12 protein-coding genes are annotated in these 13726 nt (G+C 63.0%); 6 read left to right on the forward strand and 6 right to left on the reverse strand.

All coding sequences use genetic code 11. The features are described from left to right. Positions 1-120 precede the first annotated feature (120 nt). Together arfA and MQW79_RS00190 are read right to left on the reverse strand one after the other, a co-directional pair. Entirely contained in the window at positions 121-1635 is a 1515-nt protein-coding gene (arfA, locus tag MQW79_RS00185) for an arabinosylfuranosidase ArfA (protein ID WP_476586110.1), read from the reverse strand. Between the two features lie 128 nt (positions 1636-1763). After that, the gene (locus MQW79_RS00190; protein WP_476586112.1) at positions 1764-2693 is read right to left on the reverse strand and encodes an ArsR/SmtB family transcription factor; all 930 of its coding nucleotides are present in this window, start codon (positions 2691-2693) and stop codon (positions 1764-1766) included. A gap of 160 nt (positions 2694-2853) precedes the next feature. Between MQW79_RS00190 and MQW79_RS00195 the strand changes: the two genes are divergently transcribed. From MQW79_RS00195 to MQW79_RS00220, 6 genes are all read left to right on the forward strand, one after another. After that, on the forward strand, positions 2854-3846 hold the full coding sequence (locus MQW79_RS00195) for an MDR family oxidoreductase (protein WP_476586113.1): 993 nt from the start codon (positions 2854-2856) through the stop codon (positions 3844-3846). A 452-nt stretch (positions 3847-4298) separates the two neighbouring features. Then, positions 4299-4517, forward strand: coding sequence for a hypothetical protein (locus tag MQW79_RS00200; RefSeq protein ID WP_476586114.1), 219 nt, complete (start codon positions 4299-4301; stop codon positions 4515-4517). Then, positions 4514-6160 (forward strand): MGH1-like glycoside hydrolase domain-containing protein, encoded by a 1647-nt coding sequence (locus tag MQW79_RS00205; protein WP_476586115.1) that lies wholly within the window; start codon positions 4514-4516, stop codon positions 6158-6160. Before MQW79_RS00200 ends, MQW79_RS00205 begins: the two co-directional genes overlap by 4 nt. Before the next feature lie 252 nt (positions 6161-6412). Continuing rightward, positions 6413-7357, forward strand: coding sequence for a Bug family tripartite tricarboxylate transporter substrate binding protein (locus MQW79_RS00210; protein ID WP_476586116.1), 945 nt, complete (start codon positions 6413-6415; stop codon positions 7355-7357). Then, positions 7354-7851, forward strand: coding sequence for a tripartite tricarboxylate transporter TctB family protein (locus MQW79_RS00215; RefSeq protein ID WP_476586118.1), 498 nt, complete (start codon positions 7354-7356; stop codon positions 7849-7851). Before MQW79_RS00210 ends, MQW79_RS00215 begins: the two co-directional genes overlap by 4 nt. After that, positions 7851-9398: a tripartite tricarboxylate transporter permease gene (locus MQW79_RS00220; RefSeq protein ID WP_476586120.1), complete on the forward strand. Its 1548-nt coding sequence runs from the start codon at positions 7851-7853 to the stop codon at positions 9396-9398. The genes MQW79_RS00215 and MQW79_RS00220 overlap by 1 nt, the downstream gene beginning before the upstream one ends. Positions 9399-9715: 317 nt before the next feature. Here MQW79_RS00220 and MQW79_RS00225 read toward each other — a convergent pair whose 3' ends face one another. The 4 genes from MQW79_RS00225 to MQW79_RS00240 form a co-directional block, all read right to left on the reverse strand. After that, positions 9716-9889, reverse strand: a complete 174-nt coding sequence (locus MQW79_RS00225; RefSeq protein ID WP_476586121.1) for a hypothetical protein — start codon at positions 9887-9889, stop codon at positions 9716-9718. 242 nt (positions 9890-10131) lie between these two features. Then, a complete protein-coding gene (locus MQW79_RS00230; RefSeq protein ID WP_476586122.1) occupies positions 10132-12600 on the reverse strand; it encodes an extracellular solute-binding protein in 2469 nt (822 codons plus the stop codon). Positions 12601-12770: 170 nt separating this feature from the next. Continuing rightward, the gene (locus tag MQW79_RS00235; RefSeq protein ID WP_476586123.1) at positions 12771-13439 is read right to left on the reverse strand and encodes a response regulator transcription factor; all 669 of its coding nucleotides are present in this window, start codon (positions 13437-13439) and stop codon (positions 12771-12773) included. 69 nt (positions 13440-13508) lie between these two features. Further along, a complete protein-coding gene (locus MQW79_RS00240; protein ID WP_476586124.1) occupies positions 13509-13688 on the reverse strand; it encodes a hypothetical protein in 180 nt (59 codons plus the stop codon). Positions 13689-13726: the final 38 nt, after the last annotated feature.

Raw genomic sequence — 13726 nt, forward strand, 5'->3', positions numbered from 1 at the left:
ATATATAATGGAAAAGGGCACATCGTTGCCGATGCGCCCTTCGTTTGTGTGGCAATGTCATGCCTGGTGCTAGCAATGTGCCAGCAAATTCATCCCTCCGCTCGGGTGGAGGCGGGGCGCTTATCCGATTTTGACACGCACCATCTGGTAGGAATAGGGCGGTAGCGAGACTGTGAGCTTGCCGTTCTCGGCCTTGGCCCCCGATCCCTTTGCCGGCTTCACCTCGTCCTGGTTCTTGGCCGTATTGACCGCTTTCAGGTCGGGGTGGGTCATCACCTGGTGATCGATAACTTCCGCCTTTTCATAGCCTTGCAGGCTGATTTCGGATTCGATGCTTTCGCTGGTATGGCGATTGACGAGGAAGAAGGTGAGCGTCCCTTCCTCTTCATTGTGCACGCCCGACACGTCCACATAGGCCGTGTCCTTGGCATGGGTTGTCTCATAGCCCGGCGAGGTCGTCTTGAGCTGCAGCGCCGTGCCACGGCCAAAAACCGAAGCAAAATAATAGGGATAGTAGATGGTCTGGGCCCAGGCCGGTCCGCCCTTTTCGGTCATGATCGGGGCGATCACGTTTACGAGCTGGGCGATACAGGCGATCTTCACCACATCCGAACGGCGGATGAAGGTGTTGAGGATCAGCCCCACCATCAGCACGTCTTCGAAATTGTAGATGTCCTCGAGCAGGCCCGGCGCATGTGGCCAACCGCCATTGCCGTCCAGGATCTCGCGGTCCTTCTTGTTGGAATGGTACCAGACGTTCCACTCGTCGAAGGAAATGTAGACGTCCTTTTTGGAGCGCTTCTTGTGCTTGACCTGCTTGATGGTCGAGGCGACGGTCTCGATATAGGTATCGAGTTTCTCGCTCATCCCCAGATAGTTAGGGGTATTGTCGTCCCGGTTGGCGAAATACATGTGCAGACTGATATGGTCCACAAGATCATAGGTATGTTCGAGGACAGTGCGCTCCCAATCGGGGAAGCTGGGCATGTCGGAGTGGGACGAGCCGCAGACGATCAGCTCTAGGCTCTTGTCGAACATGCGCATGGCGCGCGCCGTATTGGCGGCCAGTTTGCCATATTCGTCTGCATCCTTGTGGCCGACCTGCCAGGGGCCGTCCATCTCGTTGCCGAGGCACCACATCTTGACGTTGAACGGCTCCTTGCGGCCGTTCTTGATGCGCAGGTCGCTCCAGTATGAGCCGCCCGGATGGTTGCAGTATTCAAGGAAATTGCGGGCCTCGTCGACACCGCGCGAACCCAGGTTCACCGCCACCATCATCTCGGTTCCGACAGTGGCGCACCAGTCGGCGAACTCGTGGATACCCACGGCATTGCTCTCTGACGTATGCCAGGCAAGGTCGAGGCGGGTGGGGCGCTGGTCGCGCGGGCCGACGCCGTCTTCCCAGTTATAGGCCGAAACGAAGTTGCCGCCGGGATAGCGCACGACCGGAACATTGAGGTCCTTGACCAGCTTGGCGACGTCGCCGCGCATGCCATCCTTGTCGGCACTCGGATGGTCGGGCTCGTAGATACCCTCATAAATGGCGCGGCCCAGATGCTCGAGAAAGGCCCCATAGACACGATCGTCAATTTTCGAGATCGTGTAATCCTTATTCGCGATAACAGACGCCTTCACTCGCCCCTCCACTAATTCCGATATTCTGATTTATATCATTGATACCGGTTTTAGCGACGGCTCCAGATGCGCGCAAGGCCCTTTTGTATGATTTTTGGCGCTGCCCCTCGTGCATGGCGGGGACAGGTTTAGGACGCCGTATGCAGGCGCAGGATGATGTCCTGGTCATAATTGCCGAAACCGCGGCCAAAAATGTTGATTCCGCCGGGATGCTTGGCGTCTGGCTTCACCGCGATCCGCAGCCGGATCGAGTGGTGGGTCGCCAGGTCAAGGTCATGCAGTGACACCGGCGACACTTTCATGCCGTCGACATAGGTGCCGTCCATGGTCACGCGCCAGCTCTTGAGCTTGCCATACTGGCTGCCCTTGAGCTTCCACCAGCCCGGCGTATAGACGCCGCGCTTGTCGCCATAGTCTCCGGTGGAAAGCCACGTCCCGATCTCGGTGCCATTGACCGAAAGCGTGATGTCGCTGGGCCAGTCAGCCGAAGTGCCGGGCACTTCCGAGCTCAGCTCCATCACGAATTCCATGGATTCTATCGTATGTTGCGCCAGCTTCGCATTGTTGGGAAACTGGTATTCGAGAAAGCCGCGGGTAAACCAGATCAGCCCGGCCTTCATCCGGTCCGGATCGAGGAATGTGTCCGGCACGTCGAGCAGGCCGACAATGCCCTCGGTCGAGCACAGGCCACAGGGCGCGGAGACTTCGCAACTCGTATAGAGCCCGAGCGGCATCGAAACTTCGATCGTATTGTCGCGCAGCGGCTCGATGTCGTCCTTGAACATGACGAGGACTTCATCGAAGGTTGAGTGGCAGATCTTCTGATTGCCCTTGCGCGCCTTCTGCGTCTCGGTGCGGATCAGGCCCGCACTCTCCAGGATCTGCAGGTTGGTCGACACGGTCGACTGCGGCAGGCCAAGGTTTTCGGCAATGTCATTGCCATTCATGGGCCCCTGCAGATGCAGCAGCTTGAGCATCTTCACCCGCACGGGTGAGGCCAGCCCCTTGAGCACCTCGATGCCTTCTTCGGGGTCGATGACGAGGAAATTCCGGCTCATTTGGGGTGTGACGCTGCATTATGAAGGAACCTGATTGTGTATCAGGAAATCTGAACCAATCAACCCGGGCGCTGTTCTGACGGGCTGGCCATGATCAGGGAACCTCGGCTAGTCTCTGCCCGCCGCGTCGGGAGAGGTCGGCCACAGAGGAGAAAAGCCCATGACGTTCCGTGCCTTGCTGACTGAGAAGGGTGCTGACGGCGCCGTCTCGTCCTCCGTACAGGAACTCGACGACAACAGCCTGCCCGATGGCGACGTCACCGTCGATGTCGAATGGGCCGGTCTCAATTACAAGGATGGGCTGTGCCTCATGGGGCAGGGCGGTCTGGTCCGGACATACCCGCATGTCGCGGGCATCGACTTTGCCGGCCTTGTGCGCGACAGCAGCGATAGCCGCTATCGCGCTGGCGACGCTGTGGTTTTGACTGGCTGGCGCGTGGGCGAGACACAGTGGGGTGGCTATGCGGAGCGCGCCCGGGTCAAGGGCGACTTTCTGGTGCCACTGCCATCGGGCCTCACCGCCCGCGACGCCATGATCATGGGCACGGCTGGTCTGACCGCCATGCTCGCCGTCAATCGCCTCGAAACCCTCGGCCTCACCCCTGCAAGTGGCGAAGTGCTGGTCACTGGCGCAGCCGGTGGCGTCGGCTCCATTGCCGTGGCTCTACTCCATCGCCTTGGCTACACGGTCGCCGCTTTGTCGGGCCGACCGCAGCACGCGGCCATGTTGACCGAACTGGGCGCTGCCAGCGTCATTGACCGGGCTGAATTCATGGCCCAACCCGACAAGCCTCTGGAATCGGCCCGCTTTGCCGCGGCAGTCGACTGCGTGGGAGGCGATATACTGGGAAAACTCCTGCGCCAGATCGCCTATGGCGGCGCCGTGGCGAGCCTGGGCAATGCCGCCGGCATCGGCCTGACCACCAATGTGCTGCCCTTCCTGCTGCGCGGCGTGACGCTGACGGGCATCGACAGCGTCATGCAGCCGTTCGAGGCGCGCACGGCCGCCTGGGCGCGGCTGGCCGGCCTTTTTGACTTCGCCGCCTATGCCGAAAATGTCGAGGAAATCGGCCTGGCCACCCTTCCGGACAAGGCAGCGCAGATCCTGCGTGGCGAGATCCGGGGCAGGGTGCTGGTCAACCCGGCGACGTAGACTTCAGGCGATCTGCGCGATCTCTTCGCTGCCGGCGCGAGCAGGGCGCCGATAAGGTCGGATTGGGTGACTATGTCCACCAGCGCGCCGCTATCGGTGGCACCAGGCAGGTGGTGGTGGCCTTCTGCCTGCCGAAGACACTCGCCAACCCTCTTGACTTGTATGGAAGATATGATGATCCTGTGACCAATCTGAGCGGGGACAACCTCTCAGGAACGGCCGGAGACACGTCATGGGCCCAAGGGCCCAGCCAGGGTATGTGGTGAAGCGTGAGCTACGCGGTACGTCTGCTGTCTGACCGAAACTGACCACGGACAGCTGCTCGTATCGACCTTCTGAGATGCCCGCAAAATGATTGCAACCGTGCGGTCGCGGTTGGCGGGACGATCCTTCCCAGCAGCACCGCGCTTATTGCAGCGACCCCGAAGATGGGGCGGAGCGGGGAGATTGGGATGGAGACCGCGACCGGTGCAGCCTGCACCGACCTCGAACGCTATCTGTTTGACCTCAATGGCTATCTGGTCCTGCGCGGCGCCTTGTCACCTGACGAGGTTGCGGGCGGCTGCGTTGTCCAGCCCAGCCAGTTCGTCTGCCTCAGCCGTGACAGTGCCCAGGCCAGCGATGCGCATGTCTTCGATGCCGCTGGCCTGAGCATCGAGGTCGGCGCGTGAACCAAGCCCTGCTCGACACTCTTCGCTCGGTCGATGTTGCCGCCAGGGTCGGGCCGCTGGCCAAGCCTGCCGATGCGGCCCTGCTCGATGAATGGCGCCACTCAGGCGTAAAGTTCGCGTCCAGTTCCGAGCGGCTGACGTCCCGCTACTATGACGCCGTCCGCGAACTCTTCGACTGTATCGCGCCTGCAGCCGACGAGACGCCGATCCTGCATGAAGGCGGCATCTATCATGGCTGCTGGCTCGAAAGTACCGGCACCATCAATGCCGAAGTCCTCAGCCGCTTCCTGCCCTCGATCACCACCGCGACCTATTCGGCCTTCGCCCGCTATCAGCGCGACGACGGGCTCTTCCCCTACAAGGTCACCCCGCAGGGCCCGGCCTTCAACCAGATCCAGCTGGTGACCCCGCTAGCCCGCTCGGTCTGGAACCACTTCCGCCTCAATGGCCTCGACAAGGACTGGCTGAGCCATATGTTCGGCGCCATGGCGCGCTACGATGACTGGCTCGCCCGCCATCGAAACACCCTGGGCACAGGCGCGGTGGAAGCCTTCTCCACCTACGATACCGGGCACGATCTTTCATCCCGCTTCTGGCATGTTCCCGACAGCCCCTATTCCAACGACCCGACGCGCTACGATCCTGACAATCCGATCCTGCCCTTCATCGCGCCCGATCTGACCGCCAATGTCGCATGCCAGCGCGACTACTTTGGGGCCATTTCCGATCGTCTCGGCGGCGACGGCGCGGCCTGGCGTCTCAAGGCCGAAGCCAGCCGCAGGGCCCTGTACGCGCAGTGCTACGATCCCGATGACGCCTTCTTCTACGACCGCGACCGCCACGGCCGCCTGGTCCGCATCCAGTCCGACAATCTCCTGCGCGTGCTGGCCTGCGAAATCGGCGATGCGGCAAGTTTTGCCGAAGCACTTGAGCGCTATCTGCTCAACACGCGGAAATTCTTCGCAAAATTCCCGCTGACTTCCATCGCCCTCGACGACCCGCGCTTCGATCCAACATTCGGCCAGAACAGCTGGGACGGTCCGAGCAATTTCCTCACCCTGATCCGAACGCCCCACGCTTTCGAACACCACGGCCATCACACCGAGCTCAGCTGGATCATGCAGCCCACGCTGTCGGCCCTGTTCGCCGCGGACCGCTTCCCGCAGACCCTGAGCCCCTTCAGTGGCGAAGCCGGCTTCACCGAAAAATACTCGCCCTCGATTCTCTGCCTCCTCGACTTCGTCGAGCGCCTCTCGGGCATCCTCCCCCGTCCCGAGGGCACCCTCTGGTTCACCAGCCTCCTGCCCAAGCCGGCGGCCCACCGCTACGAACTCTGGGAAACCGCCTATGCGCGCGTGGTGGATGGGACTGGATTCGAACTCCTCAATGGCGTCGATGCTGGCGAAGTCTATCGCGACGGCGCGTTACTTGGTCGTTTCCCTTCCGGCATCCGTGTCGTTACCGATCGCGCTGGTGCGCTACACGAAGTCATCGGCATCACCAGCCGCACCGTGACCGGCGAGATCGAATGGGATGGCCGGACCCATCCTATCGACATCGATCCCAACGAGCGCTGGTCCCTCAAATCCGGTCAGCTCGAGCTGGTCGACCATCCGGGGCTGATTCTGCCCAGCTACGGGTGACGCGAGGCAGTTGGACCACCCGGTCAAGCTGGGTGGTAACGATGGTGGAAGCGCTGGATACCTCAACGCCGTCATTGCCCGGCTTGACCGGGCAATCCATCTTCGCCCCACGCCACTAGAGTTGGAATCCTTCCCCCTTGCCCCACCTGATCCCAAAGGCCTAACCTCCCCTGACAGGACGGTGACAGGGAGCATGCCTAAGCTCCGGCGCACGGATGCAACGACATCCGCGTTTTGTTCTAGGGAGGAACTATGAACAAGCTGCTTCTCGCGGCGCTGGTGACCGGCGCCCTCTCGACTTCCGTTTTCGCTGCGGATTACACCATCATGGCCCCGGCTGCGCCCGGCGGTGGTTGGGACCAGACCGCCCGCACCATGCAGGAAGCCCTGCAGGGTGAAGGCATTTCCGGCAATGTCCAGGTGACCAACGTTCCCGGCGCCGGCGGCACCATCGGTCTTGCCCAGTTCGCCACCCAGGATGCTGCCAACCCGAACGCGCTGATTGTCGGCGGATACGTCATGGTTGGCGCCATCCTCACCAATCTGTCGCCCGTAACGCTCGACAACGTCACCCCCATCGCCCGCCTGACCGGTGAAGCCGTGGCGCTGGTCGTTCCGGCCGCTTCCGACATCCAGTCGGTTGACGACCTCGTTGCCAAGCTCAAGGCCGATCCCGGTGCGGTTGCCTGGGCTGGTGGTTCTGCTGGTGGTGTCGATCACATCACTGCCGGCCTCATCACCAAGGCAGTGGGCGTCGATCCGACCCAGGTCAACTACATTGCCTATTCGGGCGGTGGCGAAGCCCTCGCTGCCATTCTCGGCGGCCAGGTGACCGTTGGCGTCTCAGGCGTCAGCGAATTCGCTTCGCAGATCGAAGCCGGTGAACTGCGCCTGCTGGCGGTCTCGACCGACACCCGCGTGCCGGGCTTCGATGCGCCGACCCTGCAGGAAGCCGGAGTTGATGTCGCCCTGCAGAACTGGCGCATGGTTGCCGCTGCTCCCGGCATCACCGATGAGCAGAAAGCCGCCATTGCCGCCGACGTGAAGGCCATGGCCGAATCCGCCACCTGGAAGACCGCACTGGAAACCAAGGGCTGGGTCGACACCTATCTCGATGGTGACGCCTTCGCCGCCCAGCTTGACGCTGACATCGCGGCGACCGAGACCATCCTGAAAGACATCGGCCTCGTCCAATGACAACTGGCTCCTCCAGCCGCGAGCGTCGCCCCGATGGGGCGGCGCTTGTCATCGCCGCGATACTTGCCGGCCTCGCCGTCATCATCTTCTGGCAGACGAGCCAGATGCGCGTCCCGCCCATCCAGGCGCGTGTCGGCCCCACGGTCTTTCCCTACGCGATCGCCACCGGCCTTGCCCTCCTGTCCATTGGCACCGCCATTTCGGCCCTGCGCAACGGCTTTCCGGCGCGCAGCAAGGACGACTACGGCCCCATTTTCTGGATCGTCGGCGGTCTCGTCGCCCAGATCCTATTGCTCTCGTCGGCCGGCTTTTCCATCGCCACCGGTGTGCTCTTTGCCTTCACCGCCAAGGCCTTTGGCCGCGGCCCGCTCTGGCAGACCATCCCCATCGGCGTCGTCTTCTGCTTCGTCGTCTGGTTCATTTTCGCCAAGGGCCTGCAATTGTCACTGCCCGCAGGACCGCTTGAACGCCTTCTGACCACGGGGAGCTTCTGATGGACACTTGGGGACTTCTTGCCCAGGGCCTCGTTGCTGCCCTTCAGGTACACAATCTCATCTACGCGCTGATCGGCGTCACCCTGGGCACCGCCGTCGGCGTGCTGCCGGGCATCGGACCGGCGCTGACTGTCGCGCTGCTGCTGCCCGTCACCTACAAGCTCGATCCGGCCGGCTCGCTCATCATGTTTGCCGGCATCTACTACGGCGGCATGTATGGCGGCTCGACCACGTCGATCCTGCTCAACACGCCGGGCGAAAGCGCCTCCATTGTCACCGCGCTCGAAGGCAACAAGATGGCTCGCAAGGGCAGGGGTGGTCCGGCCCTCGCCACCGCCGCCATCGGCTCGTTCATCGCGGGCCTCCTGGCCACCCTCGGCCTCGCCTTCATCGCCCCGACCGTCGTCAAGTTTGCTCTGTCCTTCGGTCCCGCCGATTATTTCGCGCTGATGGTCCTGGCCTTCGTCACCGTCTCGGCCGCCTTTGGCGACTCGGCTTTGCGCGGCCTCACGGCCCTCTTCATCGGTCTTGGCCTCGGTCTGATCGGCATCGATCTCCAAACCGGCCAGACCCGTCTCGCCTTCGGCGTCATGGACCTGCTCGACGGCATTGAAGTCACCACCCTGGCCGTGGCGCTCTTCGCTATCGGCGAGACCCTCAAGACCGCGTCCGATCGCGATCAGGCCAATGCCGAAGTGATTGCCGTCAAGGGCTCGGTCTGGATGACCATTGATGACTGGAAGCGGAGCTGGGCAGCCTGGCTGCGCGGCACCTTTATTGGCTTTCCCATCGGCACCATGCCGGCCGGCGGCGCCGACGTCGCCAGCTTCCTCTCCTACAGCGCTGAAAAGAGCTTCGCCAAAAAGCCCGAAGAGTTCGGCCATGGCGCCATCGAAGGCGTCGCCGGTCCCGAGGCCGCCAACAATGCATCGGCTGCCGGTACGCTCGTACCGCTCCTGACCCTTGGCCTGCCGACCACCGCCACCGCCGCCATCATGCTGGCCGGCTTCCAGCAATTCGGTCTGCAGCCGGGTCCCTTGTTGTTCACCAACAATGCCTCGCTGGTCTGGGCGCTGATCGCCAGCCTACTCGTCGCCAATTTCATGCTGCTGGTGCTCAACCTGCCGCTGATCGGCCTCTGGGTCAGGCTCCTGACCATTCCCAAGCCCTGGCTCTATGCGGGCATCCTCACCTTCGCCACCTTGGGCACCCTGGGCGCCAATGGTGCCATGTCTATGGGCATTGGCCCGATCAGGATTTCCTTCGAGCTGATCCTGCTGCTGGCCTTCGGCATCCTCGGCTACCTGCTGCGCCGCTTCGGCTATCCGATCGCCCCCGTCGTCGTCGGGCTGATCCTGGGGCCCATGGCCGAGCAGCAATTGCGCCGGGCGCTGGCCATCAGCCAGGGCGATCTGGGGATCCTGGTCTCCTCGCCCATCGCCATCACGCTCTATGTCGTGGCCTTCATCGCCGTTGCTGTGCCCCTTTACATGCGCCTGCGCGGCAAGGGCGGTGTTCTTGGGCAGCTGGCGACGGATGAGGATTGAAGGCGCCAAGGCTCCTGCGGCCTCTCTCACCCTTCGTCACCACCGGGCTTGACCCGGTGGTCCACACCGCCGCGCATTGGATTGCCCGGTCAAGCCGGGCAATGACGAAGAACAGGACGATCTGGGTTTTGGAAGGCCTCTAGCGACGTGCCTTTTGACACAAGCAAAAGCCCGGCTACCAGGGACTGGTAGCCGGGCTTTGTCATATCGGCATTGTGCGTGCGCGCCTCGGGAGGGAGGGGCCTGGGCGCGTATGCCCTGTCCACGCTGCGACGCTGGCTGCTTGCTGTCAGAGAGTCAGCAAGCCACCGCGGAGCCTAGAGCTTGCCGATGTTGCGGAACGCCACCGGGTCGATGCCCAGGTTGTTGAGGTGCTTGGCCTTGGGCGCCCGGCCCCCTTCAACGGCCGCCGACACAGCAGCGGCGCTGCCGAAGACGGTGACGAAAGTGTCGAGGGTCGCAAAGAACTTGTTCTTGCGCGGGGCGCTCATTTTCCAATCCTTCCTTTCGAACCCGGACTATCCCGGTTCGTTTCCATGACCGATAGATGGACCTGACCCGACTGGATCAGTAGGGGTGGATTGGTCACTTCAGCCATGCATTGGGGGAATGTCTCGAGCATCGTGTTTACGCTGCACCAATCCCGCAATCGGGCCCACTCCTCCCCCTTGGGCAGAGGTGGGGTGGGGAGTGTGGCGCGCTGGTGGCCTGGATGGTCTTTGGGCTCTGAGATTTAGGGCTTCGGCGAAACGATCTCTTGCCAGGTATCGAGGAAACGCTGGCGACGCAGCGTATCGAGCGCCACCAGCAGACCCGGTCCCAGTGGGATGGGCTGGATGACACCGCGTCCGCGGGCTGCAATGGCTTCGCTGGTCCATGGGCCTGATCCATCGGGGACCACCGACCCGAGAGCGGTCGGACCCGATGCGACGGCCTGTCCCGCAGGCGAAAGGGCAAAATCTACAAACGCCTTGGCCAGCTCTGCATTGGGCGCATTCCTCGGGATCAGCATCGAGCGCGTCAGAACCAGCACGTAATCATCTGGCACCACGATTTCGACAGGTGCGCCCTCGGCCTGCCGGGCAAAGGCATAGGAGCCGAGCACGTTGTAGCCCAGGGCCAGGCTGCCATCGGCCACGCCGTTGAGAATGGCCGGGCTGGACCCCGAAAAGCGGGCATTCACCCGCCCGAAGGCGCTTGCCAGGCGCCAGAAGGTCGAAGAGATCGTCTGGTCCTGCGCTGCCAGCAGATAACCGACGCCGGAAACGCCAATGTCATAGGTGGCGATCTTGCCCCGGAACCGCTCCGTCTGCGTCTCCAGCATTTCGGCCAGCGTCAGGTGCGTGCGCGGCACTTCCTCGTCACTGATGAGATCGCGGTTGTAGATGATGACAGCCGGTTCGAAGGTGAAGCCGAATACCTCGTTGCGCCAATGTGCCCAGTCGGGCAGGGCAGGCAGGTAGGGGCTGTCATAGGCCAGCGCATAGCCGTCATTGGCCAGTTTCAACTGCAGGTCCGATGCAGAGCTGATGACCAGGTCCGGCGCGACTTCAAATGTTCCCGCAACGAAGCCCTCATAAAGAGGGCGGCTGTCGGTTTCTTCGTAGACGACGGTGACGTCGCCGTTCAGCGCCTGGAAGGCCTCGACGAAATGCGCAAAGAGCGGAGTGTCCGTCACCCCGAGTATGTTGAGCACTCTGTCTTCCGAGCCGTCCCGGGCCGGGTAGATCGAGGTTGCTGCGTCTACCGGGGCAGGCTGCAGCACAAGGGCGGGCAGCAGCAGCACGCCCAGCGCCAGCGGTAAGAAGCCGGTCATGCCCGCGCTCCGACGGGGCAGGGGGAGCACTATTGCCACCGTCAGCCCACCGCCGACGCGGTCGAGCAGCGACAGCGTCCCGCCATGGGCCTCGGCCACGCGCGCGACAATTGACAGTCCCAACCCCGACCCCACCTTGCCTGTGCTCGCCTTGCCGCGTCGGAAGCGCTCCAGCACGGCGGGCTTTTCCGGATCCTCGATGCCCGGTCCCCGGTCGCTGATCTCCACCGCGAGGCTCCCTTTGTCGATCCGGCCCACAATGTCGACGTGGCCATCCGAGTAGATCAGCGCATTGTCGATCACGTTACGCATCATCTCGCGCAGGGCCACCCTGTCGGCCCGCAGCGGGGCCGTCGCAGCATCCTCGGAAAGAGCAATCCGCAACCGCCCGGCCAGGTCAGGGTCAAGTCTCTGCGTCACTTCCGCCACCACGGCGCCGAGTGTCGTGGTCTCGATTTCCTGGTTTTCCATTCGGTGCGAGATCGTGGCTTCCATCAGCAACTGGCTGACCAGCTGGCTGGCCTGCACGGCTCCGGTATGAATGCGGCCCACGCGGCGGCGCAGGGCTTCGGGGTCCTGCTCGTCCATCGCCACTTCGGCCTGTGCGCGCAGCGACGCCAGCGGTGTGCGCACTTCGTGTGCGGCCTCCGCCACCAGGCCGCTGACCCGTTCCATGGCCTTCTGCAGTCGCGCCATGAAGGCATTGAGCGCCACCACCAGATGATCGACCTCCTGGGGCACTGGCACCGTTATCGGCGACAGATCATCGGGGGCCCGGGCCCGCAATTCGTGTTCCAGTTCGGTAAGGGGCGCGAACATGCGTGAAATTCCGAACCACACCAGGCCCACCGCCAGCAGGGTCAGCGCGATGACAGGCAGCACGGCATTGGAGAGGATTTCGTTGGAGAGCGCCTCGCGCTGGTTCTGGGTTTCGGCCACATGGATCGTCACCCAGCCGGTGTCGCTGGCCGTGGAAATCAGCCTCCCGACGCTGGCTACCCGCACGGTTTCACCGCGATAGGTCATGTCGGCAAAGCGCGGCTCCGCCGACACTGTCTCGCTGACCTGCGCCGCCAGGTCCTCGTAGCCGGTCACCGTGCGCGCATCGGGGTCTTCCACCGCGTAGAACACCCGGTCCTGCCCCGAAAACATGGCGAAGGCAGCGAAGGGGATTTCCACCACCACCGCCTCGTTCTCGACCTGCACCGCGCCGGCAATCGTCAGGGCGGAGGCCGCCAGCAGCCTGTCAAACGCACGGTCCGATGCCCGTTCCGCATAGTCGCGGATAAAGATGATCAGCACCACCGAGGCCGCCAGCAACAGCCCCAGCGCCAGAGCAAAGATGCGCCGTCGGATCGAGAAGGGTTTTGCGACGCGGGCGGGCATCAGGGTGCGAATTGGGAGCCGCGGTTCCGTGCAGTCCCCCCACCCTTGATCCCTCCCCACAAGGGGGAGGGAGACGATGAACACTGGCGACTGAGGCCTGCGCCTCCCTCCCCTTGATGGGGAGGGACTGAGGGTGGGGTGACCTCACGCGTGCTGAACATACAGTTCATCTATTCACGCACCCGCACCACATAGCCCACACCGCGCACCGTGCCGATTTCCACATTCGCCGCCTCGAGCTTCTTGCGCAGCCGGGAAATGTGCAGCTCCAGCGCGTTGACCGACACGCTCTCGTCGAAGTTGAACAGCTGGTTCATCAGCCGTTCCTTGGCCACCACCTTGCCCTCATGCGCGACGAGGATTTCGAGCAGCCGGAATTCGCGTCGCCCCAGTTCCAGCGTCTTGCCATCGACCGCCGCATTGAGCCCGGCGAGATCCAGTTCGAGATTGCCCACGCCCACCGTGCTCGATGCCTGTCCGCCGGTGCGCCGCAGCAGGGCCCGCAGGCGGGCCTCCAGTTCGCGCAGGTCGAACGGCTTGACCAGATAATCATCGGCGCCCAGATCCAGCAGGCTCACCTTGTCGTCGATTTCCGAGCGGGCGGTGATGACGAGGATCGGCGCATTGAACTTGCGCTTGCGCAGTTCGGCGATCAGCCCGATGCCGTCGCGATTGGGCAGCATCAGGTCGAGCGCGACCGCATCAAAGGGTTCGGCCTCGGCTGCCGGCACGACATCGTCGCCGTCCTTGACCCATTCCACTGAATGGCCCGCCGTGCGCAGGCGCTTTTCGATGGCCTCGCCCAGGTCCTCGTTGTCCTCCACCAGCAATATGCGCATGGGTCCTCCTTGTGAGGACACTAGAGCGTGGCAGGATCGGTGGGAATTGGAATTGCGTCTATGAACAGATCAGTGCGACCGCGCATGCAGGCGCAACTGCTCCAGCCAGGTGTTCACCTGCCGCATCACGCCCATCACCGAAAAACCCGGCGGATCGGAAAAGTCGGCCAGCATCACTTCGGCGATCCGCTTGCCCTCGCGCACGATGCGACGCTCGACCAGGTCCTGTCCGGCATTGGGTACGCGCATCGCTGCCTCCGTATGGTTGATGAAACCTTAACGGAGGC

Source organism: Devosia sp. Micro-HW1, assembly GCF_056341075.1.